The following is a 15904-nucleotide window of genomic DNA, read 5'->3' as shown; positions in this document are numbered from 1 at the left end:
ACCTCTTCTTTGTCAGTTTGTCAATTTAAGATATCTTTGTTAAATAAAATAAGTAGCCTACATAGTTGGCTTTTATCCCATACTTGACATAAAGCATCGTGAGTGCCAAGCGTCTGCCAGAAACCATTGCCCATGTCAGAATTACTCGCCAATCTTGGCAACACGGCTTTCTTGAAGGTGAAGTGAGCGCGGGTAGCTTTGAGTGGCATTTCCAGTGGCATTTTCGTCGGGGAGAACTTTCTGTGAAGCCTTCCCAAGGTCGTGCATTAATTAAAGAACCCCTCGGCCGCTTTTTGGAACAACAAGATTACCAGCTAGAGCCGGGAGGAGATTATGCTTTTACTATTCGGGCTGAGTTATAAGTTGAAAATGTTGGGTTTCGTTCCTCAACCCAACCTACAGGAAGCCTTGTATGTAATTACGCCTGCCTAATTCACTGATTCAGTGAATGTTGGGTTTCGTTCCTCAACCCAACCTACAGGAAGCTATTCGGGCTGAATTATGAGTTAGTTGTTAACTGATTCGGTGAGGCGATTTAAGTATCTTTCGATCAAAAGGATAGCGACAATGTCATCTATCGGCCTTGGTGGCTGCCGCAAACCCTTTGGTAATAGCTTTGTTAGTCCTTGCGGTGGGTACATCTGCCAATAGCGATCGCGTGCTTCTAAGGTGCTATAGCGTTCATCCACTAAAATAATATTCAGCGGCTCTGCTAATTGCTGTTGCAGTTGCTGTTTCCACTGCTTGGCTGTAGTTTGGTTACCCATCACCAACAAGGAAATGGGATATTTTTGGCGTAGTGTCTCAATATTGGCGATCGCATCTGATGCCATCACCACCTCATGATAATATAGCTGCCGATCCAGTCCCATCACCGCAATACCACACTTATCTTTACCTGGATCAAAGCCTAAAATAACTGGTTGTGTTGGTGAAAATTCACGGTAAGTCATAAAAAATTCAAAATTCAAAATTCAAAATTCAAAATTTAATTAGGTGCTAAAAATAATTTGTCCGTTGATGATTGCGATTAGTCTCACTCTTAGTGGCCCGGCGGTAAAGGTGTCCTCTGCGGCGATCGCTTTGATCTCCAATGGCTGACCATACAACCTCAGTTGGGAAACAAAGCGCAGGAAAGTACCTTCTATTTGCACATTTTCGACAATGCCGGCATTTCGGGCGCGAAATTGCGAAGCGGAAATTAGCAGATCCAGTCGCTGCCGCAGCTGATAAGATGTCATCGTTTTCGGATCGGCGGTGGTTGTGGCTAGTAATTCACCTGCTGAAAAGACCCGTTGATTTCTTGCTGTATCGGCAAAAAATTCGATTTGTTTTTCTCCCCTGACATAATTGCCTGCGGAGAAAATTCGCACGACGTATTCTCGACCATCATCAATTTGCTTGATCAGTTGCTCAATTCTATCTTGGGTAACGTAGAGGATCTCTACATTTGAGGGATTTGTCCCCGGTTCAGTTAATTCGAGATTGGCATTTCGGTCGGCTTCCTGTAAAAGTTTGATCACCGCTTGACGGGCAGCGGGGGCTTTGTCAACGCGAACAACAGCAGCAGCTAGAACTTGACCGCGAATTATCGCCAACTTGCCCAGACGCAGGTCGCGGTAAGACTGGTAATATTTTTCCAGCCTTGCCACTTCCTGTTCTAGAGATTCCTGTTGTTTTTCCAGTTCTTTGAGGCGAGATTCCCGTTTGGCAATCACTTGCTCTCGTTCTGTAATTTCTAGATTGCGATTTTGAATTAGTTGATCTAGTTGAGCAATTTTGCGATCGCGTTGTTGAATGGTTTCTTGACGGTTAGCAAGTTCGCGATCGCGTTTGGCGATCGCTGTTTTAGCTTCGTCAATCGCTTTTTTTGCTTCGGCGTACAGTCGTTGGCGTTCTGTCTTTAGTTGTTCAACTGCCGCCTGTAGTGCCTTTCGCTGATCGTAAACGCTTTGCAGTTCGGCGATCGCTTGTTGATAGCGAATTACCACTTGACCCAGATGGCTTTGGGTGCGTTGGAGTTGAGCTTGAGTTTGAGCTTGTCGGCTGATGGTGCGGTTGAGTTGGGCTTCGGTTGCTTGTTGCTTGGCATTTGCCGCCTGCAACGACTGATTAATTTTCTGTAAATCTTGCTGTGCCTGAGCTTGTTCTTTCCTGGCTTGGTTTAGTTGACTTTCTACCTGGCTTTTCTGGGTTTCTGCGGTTTTTAGCAGTTCCCGCTTCTGCCTCAGGTCTTTTTGAATATCTTCTAACTCAAAGACTCCCTTGCGTAATCCTTCGTCAGCAGTAAATAAAATTGCTAGAGTTGATGCAGAAATCAACCCACCAGTAAAAATAGTTATCAGTACAGCCGTGTTTTTGGGACGCAGCTTGAATAGTGAGAGGCGTGCTTTGCCAACTCGTGTGCCAATGCGATCGCCCACGGTGGCGATCACGCCTCCCAAAATTAAAATTGCTGCGATGAGGATGTACCCGGTGGTCATCTTCAGCTACCGTTCACGTATTGTGCGGTCGGCATAATGCTTCCAGATACAGCCTACTACTTTCAACCATTTTCTGTTGGGGAGTAGAGATTGGCAAAAGCTGAAATTACTCAATTTTTAGATTTACCTCCAACTGTCCGTGTCACTCAATTTTAGATTTTGGATTGTTTTGAGTCCGTTGATCCAGTAGCTGGAGAATCAGGATACCTTGTTCTCTGTGTCTGTTTGCCGTCGATGCTGGGCGTTCTAGCAGATAGTTTTGGATTCCCGCTGATAAATTCTCAATCCAAAATCCAAAATCTAAAATCGCACCGTGCCACCTCTATACCCCCGGTTGTTTTTAAGTGAATTGCCTACTTAAAGTAACAGGTTTATGCACAGTAATCTTCTTTTTGTGGATTGAAATCATCTTCTTTTCACGCAAATCCCCAAGTAACCTGGTGACAGTCACGCGAGTAGAACCAATTGCTTCGGCGATCGCCTGATGAGATAGCTTTAGGTCAATTGTGATCCCATCAGCACAAGGAACGCCAAAATCCCGACAGAGAATTAACAGAAAACTCACCAATCTGGAACCCATATCTCGGTGAGCAAGGGTTTCAATCATCATCTCTGTTTGTAAAATCCGCGAAGATAGGCCCCGCAGCATTAACATTGATAATTCGGGATTTTCCTTGAGTGCTTGCTCCACTTGTTCAATTGGCGCTGACAGCAATTCTACAGGCGTAAAAGCCACCGCATGGTAAAACCTATCTGACTTATTTCCCGTCAGCAGTGATAACACACCAAAAACACTATTTTCCCGCAGCAGTGCTACCGTTATTTCTTCTCCTGCCTCGTACACCCTGGAAAGTTTCACAGCACCCTTGAGAAGAAAATAAACTCGTTCGGCAGGATCGCCGGGAAAAAAGATCGTTTTATTGCGTTCAAAAGTTTCCACAACCGGCGGAAACGCTCCGGTCGCCATCTGACGAAAAACATTTGCTAGGGCTTTATCTTGTGTCACGATCATCTCCCTTCCCCTACCCAATGCCGGAAAAACAAAAACTGATTACCTAAGAATACACCCGAAAAATCAAGAAGACACCGTCAACCTTTCTGTACTTTCCTATACTCAAACTCAATACTTCATAGCTATTTGTTTATAATGATACATAATTATTGTTTTTTTCAGCTATTTATTGTTGATCAGCAGTTCCTGTATCTGTAGATAAAAGGATTTTTACCGAAAAATTCCTAATATCTTGAGAATATCTTAAGGAATAACAGGTCGTTTTGTTGCTGCTTTCCAAAGATTGCCAATCATCATTTTTACAAATTCTGTGCTAAACAAAGACAAACTCGCCTCAGATTCTAGTATGCTCCTAAATGATTGATCGCATTTACAATTTTTATGCTTAATCTGTCCGGAAAAAACGCCCTTGTTACAGGTATTGCCAATAACCGCTCGATCGCCTGGGGGATCGCCCAACAATTGCACAAAGCAGGAGCTAACCTAGGCATTACCTACTTGCCAGATGAACGAGGCAAGATGGAGAAAAAAGTTGCAGAATTGGTAGAACCCCTGACCCCTAGCTTATTTCTTCCCTGCAATGTCCAAAACGATGAACAGATTCAATCTACCTTTGAGACTATCCGCGATAAATGGGGCAGAATAGACATCCTGATCCATTGTCTGGCCTTTGCTAACAAAGACGATTTGAGTGGAGATTTTAGCCAAACCTCTCGTTCTGGCTTCAACACAGCGCTAGAAATCAGCACCTACTCACTGGTGCAGTTAAGTGGTGCGGCTAAACCGCTGATGACAGAGGGAGGTAGTATTATTACCCTCACCTATTTAGGCGGCGTGAAGGTGATTCCTAACTATAATCTTATGGGCGTAGCCAAAGCAGGATTGGAAGCTAGTGTGCGTTATTTGGCCGCTGAACTAGGACCGCAAAATATTCGGGTGAATGCCATCTCCGCCGGGCCCATCCGCACTTTGGCATCTTCAGCGGTAGGTGGGATATTGGATATGATTCATCATGTAGAGCAAGTGGCCCCCCTCCGGCGCACTGTAACTCAGCAAGAAGTTGGTAATACTGCGGCTTTCTTGTCTAGTGATTTGTCTAGCGGAATTACTGGGCAAGTCCTGTATGTAGATGCTGGATATGAAATTATGGGTATGTAATAAGATTTGGGAATTAGGGAAGAGGTAATTGGATCAAACTATTAGCCCTTCCCCATTACCCCTTAGACATTAACCATTAGCAAATGACTATGCAAATCAGCGATACCTTCAGTAAGGACTCTGTCCAACGCCAAATTACTTCCTCACACCAAGACCAGCCAAGCTTTACTCCTCGGATGGCTTCAGTTCACCGCACCACAGGCGAAACTGATGTTCAAGTTACGATTAACTTAGATGGTAGAGGAATCTGTAAAGCAGCAACCGGCATTCCGTTTTTAGATCACATGTTGCAGCAAATTGCCTCCCACGGGCTGATTGACCTGGATGTTCAAGCCAAGGGAGACTTAGAAATTGATGACCACCACACCAACGAAGATGTGGGAATCACCTTAGGGCAAGCTTTGAGTCAAGCATTAGGTGACAGGAAAGGTATTGTCCGCTTTGGTAATTTTCTCGCACCTCTGGATGAAGCTTTAATTCAGGTGTCCCTAGACTTTTCCGGACGTCCCTACATCAGCTACGGGTTGCAAATTCCTACCCAGCGGGTGGGGACCTACGACACCCAACTAGTGCGCGAATTTTTTGTGGCGGTGGTGAACCATAGCCAAATGACGCTGCATATTCGCCAACTAGATGGCATTAATTCTCATCACATCATTGAAGCAACATTTAAGGCTTTTGCTAGAGCAATGCGAATGGCGGTGGAAATCGATCCCCGTCGTGGGGGGCTGATTCCCAGTTCTAAAGGCGTTTTATAAATTTGTTATACTTCGTGACGTGTTTCCTCCCCGGTATGAATGCACGGGGTTTCCCAATTTCTAAAAGTTTTATGAAGTCTGTTGCAGACAGATCTGATTCTCAACCGAATCCTACAAACAATCAACCAGTAGTCCTAACTTCTGAGTTGCGAAAAGTCTATCGCACTGGCTTTTGGCTGAATCAAAAAGTCGTATCTTTGAAAAGCTGTTCTTTACAAGTTTTTCAAGGAGAAACCTTTGGATTACTGGGGCCAAACGGTGCTGGTAAAACCACCTTGTTAAAACTATTGCTGGGAATTATCCGTCCCACCTCTGGTCGGGGATTATTGTTGGGTAAGCCACTAAGTGAGCGCAGTGTCAAACAACGTATTGGCTACCTACCAGAAAATCCTTATTTGTATGACTATCTCACAGGCTGGGAATTTTTGCAGTTAGCCGCCGGGCTGTTCCAAATTCCCCAGACTGTGCAACGTCAACGCATTCCCCAACTGCTGGAATTAGTGGGTTTATCCCAAGCTGATGCCCGCAAAAAGCTCCTTCGCCGCTACTCCAAAGGAATGCTACAGCGTGTTGGTATGGCCCAGGCACTAATTAACGAGCCAGATTTGGTGTTTTTAGATGAACCGATGTCTGGTCTTGATCCCCTAGGACGCTACCAAATGCGGGAAATTATTCTGGAACTCAAAGCCGCTGGCAAGACAATCTTTTTTAACAGCCATATTCTCAGTGAAGTGGAGCAAATTTGCGATCGCATTGCGATCCTCGCTCAAGGGGAATTAATTTGCTCTGGCTCCCTCAATGAACTTTTAGGCAGCGAAACCACATATCACGTTAAAGGTCAAGGTGGCAGCTCAGAAACTATCAAAAAATGGATACCTAGTCTAGAATTTGCGCCTGATGGTTCTTGGCAAGGCATACTACAAGACGATTACTATGATTTTCTTGCCAGTCTCCGTCTGATGGGGGGAAAAATCCTGACGATGAACTTATCCCGTCAATCTCTGGAAGAGTTTTTTATCCAACAGATCCAAAAACAACAGGAAGGAAATTAACTAGGATTATTTCTAAATTCACTAGGCAGGGCATAAATAAACGTAGACACTCGTTATCATTGTCAGTGGTAAGTTTTACTACTTACCACTATATAGCAGCAACCTAGAGAGTCGGACTGTTATCAAATTTGCTCTCTTTTTAGAAGTAGCAAAACATCAAAAATCTTACTTAAATTTCTATTTATCCTGCCTATCTTTTTGGGCTTTGTATAAAATATATTGTTATTTATGCTACTTTGTTTGGACTCAAAAATTACTCAGAATCAAATCATGAGCATCACTATATTTATCATTTGCCTGTATATAATTTATGCGGCGTGCCCGTAGACCAAAGCCCCGATTTCCAGCATAAATTTGGACATTGCAGTCCAGATAAAACTGCCTTTCTCTATGCCAAAGGCAGTTGCTACAAAGGGATTTTAGCCAATGCACTCTTTCTGTATCCTCTTGACTCTTGACATCTTTCACGATAAGTTTGCTATTCATTGATGATTGCTGTATTCAACATGGTTTAGCTTTAAATTAAGTTCATTAAAAATTCAAGTTCAATAAATAATTTACCTCCGGAAAGTCAAGCATTTCCTGGAAAATAAGAGTGTCGGGGAACTTGAATATTTAAGTATAGTCAACAATAAAATGTTTAGACAGTACTTCGCAGCTCGTAGTCTCAGAGTCTCAGGTAAATATGATTAATATAGGTTTACGGAAATTCCTCACCCAGTCATTTGCAGGTGCGGCTTTGTTCACGGCTGTCAATATCGCTTTGCCGTCTACCAGCCTAGCTCAGAGACAACCAGGATTACCAACTTTACAACCAGTATCACCAACTACAAAAGCAGTATTATCAACTTCACCGTTAGCTACAGATTACTCTTTAGGCGGCGGTGATCTCATACGTGTCAATGTATTTGAAGTACCAGAATATACAGGTGAATACCAAATTCCCCCAGGTGGTTCGATTAACCTACCTTTAATTGGCAGTGTACCCGTTCTTGGATTAACAACCGAACAGGCTGCTGACGAAATTGCCAAAAGATACGCTCGCTTTCTCAAACGTCCTCTGATCTCCGTCAATCTGTTATCACCTCGTCCCATAAATATTTTTGTTGCCGGAGAGGTGACACGACCAGGGGCTTACACTCTGAGTTTAAGCGGAGGCGCGGGAAACAATCCAGGGGTACAATACCCAACCGTGTTAGCCGCACTCACGACAGCGCAAGGGGTGACGTTGTCGGCAGATGTGACTCAAGTTGAATTACGACGCAAGATAGGACGCTCTTCAGAGCAAGTCGTCACTCTCAATTTGAAAGAACTCGTCCAAACAGGCAGGATATCCCAGGATATTACCTTACGGGATGGAGACACGATAGTTGTGCCAACTGCAACTAACTTCAACGTGGCAGAAGCACGCAATTTATTTGCAGCTAACTTTGCTGCCAGCCCAACCACACCCCGCACGGTAGCAATAATTGGTCAAGTTAACCGCCCCGGTTCCTATCTTGTCACCGCAGGTGCTACAGATGGAGGGGCTGGTGGCGCAGCTGGCAGTGGTCTGCCAACGGTGATGCGGACAATTCAACTAGCTGGGGGAATTACATCACAAGCTGATATTCGCAATCTTAAGTTACGCCGACCCACGAGAACGGGATCAGAGCAAACTATAGATATCAATCTTTGGCAACTATTGGAGAGTGGCGATATTAATCAAGACGTAGTTGTGCAAGATGGAGATACGATTATTATTCCTACGGCAACAGAGATTAGTTCAGCAGAAGCTACTCAATTAGCTACTACTACGTTGTCTCCTACAAGAATTCAAGTAGGTGTGGTGGGCGAAGTCAAAGCACCAGGGGTGACAGCGCTTCAGCCGAATAGCTCATTAAATCAAGCACTGCTTGCTGCTGGCGGATTCAACGATTCTAGAGCTAAAACAGCTACTGTAGATTTGATTCGTCTCAACCCTAATGGTACTGTCACGAAACGTGCAGTTAAAGTAGACTTCTCTCAAGGAATTAATGAGGAACGTAATCCTATACTTCGCAACAATGATGTCGTGGTGGTCAACCGTTCTGGCTTGGCCAGGGCTACTGATGGTCTCAACACTGTTGCCGGGCCTTTAGGTGTGATTTTTGGACTTTTGAGGGTTTTTGGACTCTAGTATGAACTACCCAAGCCTACCTTTGGTTGATGTCCGGGTTTCTACAACCAGAGCAGTAGGATTGGATTTTTGAAGCTTTATTTGTTTTAGTGGCTTCGTGCTAGCCGCAATTTTCCGGTTGTGTGAAGTAGAGCCAGCAACATCAAAGTCTACGTTAGCAAACCGGACTTCATCCCGGTTTGTTCCCAACCCTGGTAGAGTGCCTTTAGCTACTAGAAGCATAACTATGGCGCATTCGCGCCACGTTTGGCGAACAGCAACAGCAATATCTCTGTCCTGCACAGATCCACAAACACCACACTCATGCATCCTGACATTGAGTGTTTTTTTGTGTTGATGTCGACATTATGGACATGTTTGACAGGGTTTTAGGCAAATTTCCTCAAAAAAGCTAACAGATGTATGATATGGGTTGAAAACCCCACACATACAAGATTTTGAGGCGTTAGGTTATGCCTGCGACACTCGTTAGGGTTGGTGTTGGACTTGGCCTTGGCGTCAGCAGTCCTTGCCAGCGTGTGATCAACGTGCTTTAATTGCGATCGCCGACTGCACTGCGCTCCGCGCGATCGCCTACTCCACCAAGTGCGCTTTGCGCGATCGCATTTCGGTAAATTGTTCTGCTTGCAGAATAGGTGTCAGACTTGCAACGGCTGATCACCAAACATTGCCGCTGATGTTCATAAAATCACTTTCCTCAAAATATTAGACTTAAAGGTAGGACAAGCTAGTACCATGTGCTTTATGCTAAATTCTCCCAAAAGCTAAATAGGAGCATATATGGAGCCAATCATTTTTATAGTCTTAGTGCTGATAGGTTATGCATTAGGATCTGCAAAACTGATTAATCAAGGTAATGAAGCCTTAGTGGAACGCTTAGGGCGATTTCATCGCAAACTTAAACCTGGACTGAACTTCATTGTTCCCTTCGTCGATCAGATTGTGATGGAGGATACAACGCGAGAGCAGTTTGTTGACATCAAGCCTCAGAATGTGATCACTAAAGATAATATCTACTTGGAAGTTGATGCTGTCCTCTTCTGGCGGATCAGAGATATCGAGAAAAGCTTTTACGCTATTGACGATCTGCAAGGCGCACTGTCACAATTAGCTACAACTACACTCCGGGAAATCATCGCTCGGAACACAGTAGAGGAAACCAATCTCTCCCGATCTGATATGGACAAAGCCATCTTAGACCAGTTGAATGACACAACAGCAGATTGGGGAGTACATATTATCCGGTTAGATATTCAGAGAATTACACCGCCTGAGAGTGTGCGGAAGTCAATGGAAGAGGAGCGAGCTGCTGTAATTAAAAAACGGGCAGTAATTACAGAAGCAGAAGGGGATAATATAGCGGCGATTAAGAGAGCAGAATCAACTAGAACCTCAGTACAGATAATTGCCGAAGCTTTACGAACGCATCCGGAAACTAAGGATATTTTGCGGTATCTTGTTGCTCAAAATTACGTAGAGGCTAGCCAAAAACTTGGTGAGAGCAATAATGCCAAAATTGTCTTTGTAGACCCTGCCAACTCATCTGAAATGTTTCAGGAACTGATTGCGGAGTCTGTAAATGCTGAAGGTAATAGTAAAAACACCGAAAACGGTGCTAACTAAGTGTCAGGCGGTGCTGGTTGTCGGTATAGTGCATCAGCAACCAGCGACACATCGCGCATTTGCTGAACATCGTGAACTCGGAGGATATCAGCACCATTAAAAATGGCCGCACTACAGGCCGCTGCTGTTCCCCAGACTCGTGCTTTGGGGTCTGGTTGATTTAAAATGCGGCCTATGAAACTTTTGCGGGATGCTCCTACCAAGATCGGGCAGTTTAGCGATCGCAAAAATGACAAGCGGCGAAAAATTTCTAAATTTTGCTCATAGTTCTTCGCAAAGCCAATACCAGGGTCAATAATAATTTTTTCCTGGTCAATGCCCGCAGCAATGGCAGCGGTAATTTGCTGGGACAAAAAACTATAAATCTCCCCCATCAAATCCTGATAATCAGTATGTTGCTGCATTGTTTGGGGTTTTCCTCGGATATGCATTAATGCGATCGGCACACCAAGCTTGGCTACTACAGGCAACATTTCTGAGTCAAATGTGCCGCCAGAAATATCATTCACCATATCCGCCCCAGCTTCTACAGCTGCCTTGGCTACAGATGCCCTGGTTGTATCTACAGAAATCGGGACGGAAATTTTTGGTCGTAGCGAATGCAATACCGACAGCACTCGGTCAAGTTCTTCTTCAATAGTTATTTCTTTTGCCCCTGGCCGAGTTGATTGACCACCGACATCAATAATGTCAGCGCCCCTCTCTACCATCGCTTGGGCCTGTGCTACAGCCGCAGAGGTAGTGTTAAAATCGCCGCCATCACTAAAGCTATCGGGCGTCACATTTAAAATGCCCATCAAATAGGTGCGCTGTCCCCACTGGAAACAGCGTCCCCGAATGATTAAGTTGTTTGACATAAAGAAAGTGATTAAAACTTGTTACTGGGGGTTGGCGTTGCTAATCAATTGAAGCACCCCTCCCCGCCGGCGAGGAGGGCGACTTGATTAAAGGTTGTAAATCGTTTTTTAGTGAAAATTCACGATTCTGGCAAAACTATCAGGTTCTAAACTCGCTCCTCCCACTAGGGCACCATCAATTTCTGGTTGAGCCATGATCTCATCAATATTATTTGGCTTGACTGAGCCACCGTATTGAATCGACACATTGGGATTATTCAACTGGCTGCGAATTAAGCCAATTACCCGATTCGCTTCTTTTGATTCACAAGTGTCACCGGTGCCAATCGCCCAAATTGGTTCGTAAGCGATGACCAAGTTATACTGATCAACGTCTACTAAGTCTTTTTCTAATTGGGCGAAAATCAGCTTTTCTGTCTCCCCCGCATCTCGTTGTTGTTTAGTTTCGCCTACACAGAGAATCGGTGTCAGTCCATGCTTTTGAGCCGCTTTTAGGCGCAGATTAACGGTGGCGTCTGTTTCTCCAAAAAATTGCCGTCGTTCGCTATGACCGACAATCACAAAGCGCACACCAACTTCTGTCAGCATGGGAGCGGAAATTTCACCTGTGTAGGCTCCATATTCTTCCCAGTGGACGTTTTGCGCCCCTAATTGGATACGGCTACCATGCAAATACTTGGATATTACGCTTAAGTCAGTGAAGGGAGGGCACAGTACCACTTCTCGCTCTGAGGGCGTATCCTCCAAGTGGGGCAAAAATCCGCGTAAGAAGTCTTCGGATTCTGCCTGGGTTTTGAACATTTTCCAGTTACCGGCAATAACGATTTTCCGCACAGGTGATTTAGTCGAGTCCTAACGCTACTAGATGCATTTTTCACTGTACTACTTTTTATGTCACACCTTGTCTATCAAGGGGGTAAAGGGTGCTGAGGAGGTGCTTCTCGTTATCACTGGCTGGACTGAGTCAGGCGATCGCGATGGTCCTTTGGTGCAAATCGCTTTTCTTGAGTGCGATCAACAAGCTAACCCGTAAGGTTTTAGTGCGTGCATAAGCCGGAAATGCCTTTGAGAAAAGTGGTCAATGTAATTGAGTACATCAGATGCGATAGCGTAATATTCTCTGTGCAGTTTATGTACCACTTTTCATAAAGGAGTAAAGTAGTGAAACAAGTTGATTTTGAACAGACGCACCAACTTACACAACATACTCAGACATCACTTATTGAACGTGTAGATTTATTACGAGTAGAGGCAACGAGCCGGCTCAATTCTACACAGCAGATAACGATGGGGCAATTTCTGACTCCTGTACCAACTGCTTGCTTACTTGCTTTAATGTTTGATGTATCACTTTCTTCTATACGTCTTTTAGATGCTGGTGCTGGAATTGGCTCACTGTCGGCAGCTTTTGTGTGGCGAGTATGCCAGCTAGAAAAAAAACCTAAGTATTTATCTATTACTGCCTACGAAATTGACTCTAGTCTGATAAAGTATCTTCGTGACACTATCAAGATGTGTGAGTCTGAGTGTAAAAAGGCTGGTATTCATTTTACCGCAAATGTTCTTCAAGAGGATTTCATTGAAGTAGGGGTAAATATACTGGAATGTGGATTATTCTCCTCTCCTTTGCAGGAGTTTGATTGTGTAATCCTCAATCCCCCTTATCGAAAAATTCAAAGCAAATCAGAATATCGAAAAATATTGAGTCGAATCAAAATAGAAACATCTAACCTCTACACTGCATTTATCTGGCTTGCTAGTCGGTTACTGGCTCCAAATGGGCAATTAGTGGCTATTACGCCACGCAGTTTTTGTAATGGCTCCTACTTTAGGAATTTCAGAAAAACTTTTCTGGAGACTATGCACTTTCAAAAAATTCATATTTTTGAATCACGCAATCAGGCTTTTAAAGATAACAGTGTTCTCCAAGAAAACATTATATTTCATGTTGTAAAAGCGAAAAATGATGACGCAGAGGTAGAAATCATCTCCAGCGTGGGGCCTGAAGATAAAGTTCCAACTGTTCATCGAATTAATCATTCTCAGTTAGTTCAACCGAATGATCCAAATTTGTATATTCGCATTGTGACAAATAGCCTTGATCAGCAGATAGCTAAACGAATGATGACACTCACCTGCTCTCTGGAGGATCTTGGTTTAACAGTATCTACTGGTAAAGTTGTTGATTTTCGTACAACTAAATTTCTCAGAGATTTTCCAGAAAAAGATACAGTACCTCTACTTTACCCTGGTCATTTAGTCAATCGCTCTATTATTTGGCCAAAACTAAATTATAAAAAGCCAAACGCTATTGTTGCCTGTCCAGAAACAGAAAATTTACTGTTACCATCAGGTATTTATGTTCTGACAAAGCGATTCACGGCCAAAGAAGAACACAGAAGAATTCTAGCAGCAGTTTTTGACCCAAATCAGTATCCACAGCCGAAGATTGGCTTTGAAAATCATCTCAACTATTATCATTGCAATGGTGCTGGTTTGTCTAAAAAACTTGCTTGGGGACTAGCTGCATTTTTAAATTCTACCTTGTTTGACAAGTATTTTCGTCAATTCAATGGACATACTCAAGTTAACAGCACAGACTTAAGAAGTTTAAAGTATCCTAACAGTGCTCAATTAGAGGTTCTTGGCGAAAAATGTGCGTCAGGACTGATAGGTCAAGATAAAATTGATAGTTACATTGAAGAGCTTTTTAGTATGCCTATCAACTCAACTGAATTTGATCCTATAAAGACAACTAAGCGGATTGACGAAGCACTAGCAATCATTAAGGATTTAGGTCTACCTCGTGAGCAATATAATGAGCGGTCGGCTCTGGTACTGTTGTCCTTTTTAGACCTTAGAACTGCGGACTCATGGGCAGATGCAAAGGCTCCTATGCGAGGCATTACTCCGGTAATGAAATTTATTGCTGAAAATTATGGGCGAATCTATAAACCTAACACTCGTGAAACCATAAGAGACGAGACTGTAGCTGCTTTTGTAAATGCCGGAATTTTAGGCAAGAATCCAGACAAACCAGATAGACCGCCAAATAGTCCGAAGACAGTTTATCAGATTGAATCTGCAATTCTTGCTTTACTTCAAACTTATGAAACTGAGCAGTGGAATACGAATTTACGAGATTATCTCGTTTCTATTGAAACACTTAAGGCTCGTTATGCCCAGCATCGTGAGATGCAAATGATACCTATCAAAATCTCTAATAAACTTGATATTAAGATTACTGCTGGTGGACAAAATATATTAATTAAAAAAGTCATTGATGAGTTTTGTCCTAGATTTACGCCTGGGGGAGATATTTTGTATTTAGGTGATGCTGGTTCTAAATATGGGTATTGTGACACGAATGCATTGTTATCGCTAGGAATAACTCTAACTCAAGCTCAAAAAATTCCGGATATAATTATTCACTACACTGCAAAGAATTGGTTAGTAATTGTCGAGGCAGTATCTAGTAATGGCCCAATCAATGTACAACGTCAAAATGAATTGAAATCTCTTTTTGGTAATTCTACTGCTGGGCTAGTTTTTGTGACATCTTTTCCGGATCGCAGTATTTTGTTGAAATTTATACATCAAATAGCATGGGAAACGGAAGTTTGGATAGCTAGTGACCCCTCACACATGATTCATTTTAATGGTGAAAGATTTCTAGGACCCTACTAGCTTGTCCCAATCTTTTCCTATTGCCATCAGCGATTATCCACAGAACTGAAAAATCGACTTACTTAGACCTTTTTAGCAACCTGAAAAGCCGAGAGGTAGTTTATCTGAAGGCTTCCCCCGTAGTTTTGCTCAATCTTTTCCCGCAAATCTGCAAATAAAGCATCCCTAATCAGCGCATCTATTTTTAAGTATGGTGTGAGAGTGCTTAAAAGGAGCAAATAATTATCAGCACTATAAGTGAGTTGACAGGCAATTTGCTCAAAAGCTAAGTCTTTAAATCGTTCTGAGTCAATGGCTTTTTGTCCTAAAGATTTGGCTATCTCTGCTTGCTTTTTTATATCTTCATATGGCGCTAATGATGGAGCATGAATTTTATAAACTTCATGTAAATTTTCGTATACTTCATAATGAGGTTGTGGTGTCATATTCCACAGCAAAATCAATGAACCATTTGCCTGTAAAGCATCAGCAGCTTTTGCACAACCAATATCAGGATTTATCCAATGAAAGGAGGTTGCTGCTAAAACTGCGTTAAATCTTCCTGTTTCTAATTTCCATTCTTCAAAGGTGGTTTGCTGAATCTCTACTTTTGGATATGCTGCACAATTTTGTTTAGCTAAATTACAAGCTTCTTTGCTGGGTTCTAGACAGAGGATAGAAAAGCCTAATTGAGCGAATGGTACAGTTGCGATACCGGGTCCACAGCCTAACTCAAGAATGGCGGCTTCAGCAGGAATTTGGGCTACTTCTACAGCACGATTAATGAGTTCTTTTGGATATCGTGGTCTGACTTTATTATAGGCTTCTGCTACGTTTGAATACCAGTTTTTTCTCTGTTCTAAGTCTTGAGGAAGTAAGTTTTTTAGTTTATCTAATTCTTTCATAAGTGATTTTCAGCGATCTAAAAATCTTTTGAAATCATCTCAGTTTGGAAAAAAGCGATGGCGCGGAGCGCCCGCCGGAGGCGATCGCTTTTCTGAAGTGTTGAAAATGCGATGGCGCGGAGCACCCGCCGGAGGCGATCGCTTTTTACCTGAGTTAATTTTGAGTGAAAGTCGTGGCTCTTCTGATGGGTAGCTTTCAGATGCAAATACTGCACAATACAGTTACCCAGTC

General features: G+C 43.2%; 18 protein-coding genes. 8 read left to right on the top strand and 10 right to left on the bottom strand.

Going from position 1 to position 15904, the window contains the following annotated elements:
• Nucleotides 1-98: 98 nt before the first annotated feature.
• Complete coding sequence (locus CYLST_RS21430; protein WP_015209836.1) at nucleotides 99-362, top strand: DUF3146 family protein; 264 nt, start codon at nucleotides 99-101, stop codon at nucleotides 360-362.
• Nucleotides 363-506: 144 nt separating this feature from the next.
• On the opposite strand, the gene ruvX is transcribed toward CYLST_RS21430, so the two are convergent.
• From ruvX to ntcA, 3 genes are all read right to left on the bottom strand, one after another.
• Nucleotides 507-953 carry a Holliday junction resolvase RuvX gene (ruvX, locus tag CYLST_RS21425; RefSeq protein WP_015209834.1) on the bottom strand — a complete coding sequence of 149 codons (447 nt, stop codon included), beginning with the start codon at nucleotides 951-953 and terminating at the stop codon, nucleotides 507-509.
• A gap of 39 nt (nucleotides 954-992) precedes the next feature.
• Complete coding sequence (locus tag CYLST_RS21420) at nucleotides 993-2483, bottom strand: DUF3084 domain-containing protein (protein WP_015209833.1); 1491 nt, start codon at nucleotides 2481-2483, stop codon at nucleotides 993-995.
• 340 nt (nucleotides 2484-2823) lie between these two features.
• On the bottom strand, nucleotides 2824-3495 hold the full coding sequence (gene ntcA, locus CYLST_RS21415; protein WP_010998529.1) for a global nitrogen regulator NtcA: 672 nt from the start codon (nucleotides 3493-3495) through the stop codon (nucleotides 2824-2826).
• A gap of 381 nt (nucleotides 3496-3876) precedes the next feature.
• Here ntcA and fabI point away from each other — a divergent pair, with 381 nt between their 5' ends.
• The 3 genes from fabI to CYLST_RS21400 all read left to right on the top strand — a co-directional run bounded on the left by fabI (nucleotide 3877) and on the right by CYLST_RS21400 (nucleotide 6463).
• On the top strand, nucleotides 3877-4653 hold the full coding sequence (gene fabI, locus CYLST_RS21410; RefSeq protein WP_015209832.1) for an enoyl-ACP reductase FabI: 777 nt from the start codon (nucleotides 3877-3879) through the stop codon (nucleotides 4651-4653).
• A gap of 176 nt (nucleotides 4654-4829) precedes the next feature.
• Nucleotides 4830-5411 (top strand): imidazoleglycerol-phosphate dehydratase HisB, encoded by a 582-nt coding sequence (gene hisB, locus CYLST_RS21405; RefSeq protein ID WP_085960790.1) that lies wholly within the window; start codon nucleotides 4830-4832, stop codon nucleotides 5409-5411.
• Nucleotides 5412-5482: 71 nt separating this feature from the next.
• On the top strand, nucleotides 5483-6463 hold the full coding sequence (locus CYLST_RS21400) for an ABC transporter ATP-binding protein (RefSeq protein ID WP_041233807.1): 981 nt from the start codon (nucleotides 5483-5485) through the stop codon (nucleotides 6461-6463).
• A gap of 246 nt (nucleotides 6464-6709) precedes the next feature.
• On the opposite strand, the gene CYLST_RS21395 is transcribed toward CYLST_RS21400, so the two are convergent.
• On the bottom strand, nucleotides 6710-6949 hold the full coding sequence (locus CYLST_RS21395) for a hypothetical protein (RefSeq protein WP_015209829.1): 240 nt from the start codon (nucleotides 6947-6949) through the stop codon (nucleotides 6710-6712).
• 199 nt (nucleotides 6950-7148) lie between these two features.
• Here CYLST_RS21395 and CYLST_RS21390 point away from each other — a divergent pair, with 199 nt between their 5' ends.
• On the top strand, nucleotides 7149-8621 hold the full coding sequence (locus CYLST_RS21390) for a polysaccharide biosynthesis/export family protein (RefSeq protein WP_015209828.1): 1473 nt from the start codon (nucleotides 7149-7151) through the stop codon (nucleotides 8619-8621).
• A gap of 6 nt (nucleotides 8622-8627) precedes the next feature.
• On the opposite strand, the gene CYLST_RS21385 is transcribed toward CYLST_RS21390, so the two are convergent.
• On the bottom strand, nucleotides 8628-8903 hold the full coding sequence (locus CYLST_RS21385; RefSeq protein ID WP_157162621.1) for a hypothetical protein: 276 nt from the start codon (nucleotides 8901-8903) through the stop codon (nucleotides 8628-8630).
• Between the two features lie 250 nt (nucleotides 8904-9153).
• Entirely contained in the window at nucleotides 9154-9282 is a 129-nt protein-coding gene (locus CYLST_RS36390) for a hypothetical protein (protein WP_281172790.1), read from the bottom strand.
• A 119-nt stretch (nucleotides 9283-9401) separates the two neighbouring features.
• On the opposite strand from CYLST_RS36390, the gene CYLST_RS21380 reads away from it, so the two are divergent.
• The gene (locus CYLST_RS21380) at nucleotides 9402-10244 is read left to right on the top strand and encodes an SPFH domain-containing protein (protein ID WP_015209827.1); all 843 of its coding nucleotides are present in this window, start codon (nucleotides 9402-9404) and stop codon (nucleotides 10242-10244) included.
• On the opposite strand, the gene folP is transcribed toward CYLST_RS21380, so the two are convergent.
• Both folP and tpiA read right to left on the bottom strand, forming a co-directional pair.
• Nucleotides 10241-11101 (bottom strand): dihydropteroate synthase, encoded by an 861-nt coding sequence (folP, locus tag CYLST_RS21375; RefSeq protein WP_015209826.1) that lies wholly within the window; start codon nucleotides 11099-11101, stop codon nucleotides 10241-10243. The two genes, CYLST_RS21380 and folP, sit on opposite strands and share 4 nt — an antisense overlap.
• Before the next feature lie 108 nt (nucleotides 11102-11209).
• Nucleotides 11210-11935, bottom strand: coding sequence for a triose-phosphate isomerase (gene tpiA / locus CYLST_RS21370; RefSeq protein WP_041233203.1), 726 nt, complete (start codon nucleotides 11933-11935; stop codon nucleotides 11210-11212).
• 31 nt (nucleotides 11936-11966) lie between these two features.
• Here tpiA and CYLST_RS34750 point away from each other — a divergent pair, with 31 nt between their 5' ends.
• Nucleotides 11967-12134, top strand: coding sequence for a hypothetical protein (locus tag CYLST_RS34750; RefSeq protein ID WP_157162620.1), 168 nt, complete (start codon nucleotides 11967-11969; stop codon nucleotides 12132-12134).
• Between the two features lie 128 nt (nucleotides 12135-12262).
• On the top strand, nucleotides 12263-14788 hold the full coding sequence (locus CYLST_RS21365; RefSeq protein WP_015209824.1) for a BsuBI/PstI family type II restriction endonuclease: 2526 nt from the start codon (nucleotides 12263-12265) through the stop codon (nucleotides 14786-14788).
• 62 nt (nucleotides 14789-14850) lie between these two features.
• On the opposite strand, the gene CYLST_RS21360 is transcribed toward CYLST_RS21365, so the two are convergent.
• Together CYLST_RS21360 and CYLST_RS34745 are read right to left on the bottom strand one after the other, a co-directional pair.
• Nucleotides 14851-15672: a class I SAM-dependent methyltransferase gene (locus CYLST_RS21360; RefSeq protein ID WP_015209823.1), complete on the bottom strand. Its 822-nt coding sequence runs from the start codon at nucleotides 15670-15672 to the stop codon at nucleotides 14851-14853.
• Nucleotides 15673-15689: 17 nt separating this feature from the next.
• Nucleotides 15690-15887 carry a hypothetical protein gene (locus CYLST_RS34745; protein ID WP_157162619.1) on the bottom strand — a complete coding sequence of 66 codons (198 nt, stop codon included), beginning with the start codon at nucleotides 15885-15887 and terminating at the stop codon, nucleotides 15690-15692.
• Between the last annotated feature and the right edge of the window lie 17 nt (nucleotides 15888-15904).

This window comes from Cylindrospermum stagnale PCC 7417 (genome assembly GCF_000317535.1).
Classification (GTDB): Bacteria; Cyanobacteriota; Cyanobacteriia; order Cyanobacteriales; family Nostocaceae; genus Cylindrospermum; species Cylindrospermum stagnale.
Note: the sequence above shows the minus strand (reverse complement) of the source record. Positions and strands in the feature narration are given on the sequence as shown.

Coding starts and splice junctions, on each gene's coding strand:
- ruvX (WP_015209834.1), bottom strand. CDS start 953: ATGACTTACCGTGAATTTTCACCAACACAACCAGTTATTTTAGGCTTT.
- CYLST_RS21420 (WP_015209833.1), bottom strand. CDS start 2,483: ATGACCACCGGGTACATCCTCATCGCAGCAATTTTAATTTTGGGAGGC.
- ntcA (WP_010998529.1), bottom strand. CDS start 3,495: ATGATCGTGACACAAGATAAAGCCCTAGCAAATGTTTTTCGTCAGATG.
- fabI (WP_015209832.1), top strand. CDS start 3,877: ATGCTTAATCTGTCCGGAAAAAACGCCCTTGTTACAGGTATTGCCAAT.
- hisB (WP_085960790.1), top strand. CDS start 4,830: ATGGCTTCAGTTCACCGCACCACAGGCGAAACTGATGTTCAAGTTACG.
- CYLST_RS21400 (WP_041233807.1), top strand. CDS start 5,483: ATGAAGTCTGTTGCAGACAGATCTGATTCTCAACCGAATCCTACAAAC.
- CYLST_RS21395 (WP_015209829.1), bottom strand. CDS start 6,949: ATGAATAGCAAACTTATCGTGAAAGATGTCAAGAGTCAAGAGGATACA.
- CYLST_RS21390 (WP_015209828.1), top strand. CDS start 7,149: ATGATTAATATAGGTTTACGGAAATTCCTCACCCAGTCATTTGCAGGT.
- CYLST_RS21380 (WP_015209827.1), top strand. CDS start 9,402: ATGGAGCCAATCATTTTTATAGTCTTAGTGCTGATAGGTTATGCATTA.
- folP (WP_015209826.1), bottom strand. CDS start 11,101: ATGTCAAACAACTTAATCATTCGGGGACGCTGTTTCCAGTGGGGACAG.
- CYLST_RS34750 (WP_157162620.1), top strand. CDS start 11,967: ATGCATTTTTCACTGTACTACTTTTTATGTCACACCTTGTCTATCAAG.
- CYLST_RS21360 (WP_015209823.1), bottom strand. CDS start 15,672: ATGAAAGAATTAGATAAACTAAAAAACTTACTTCCTCAAGACTTAGAA.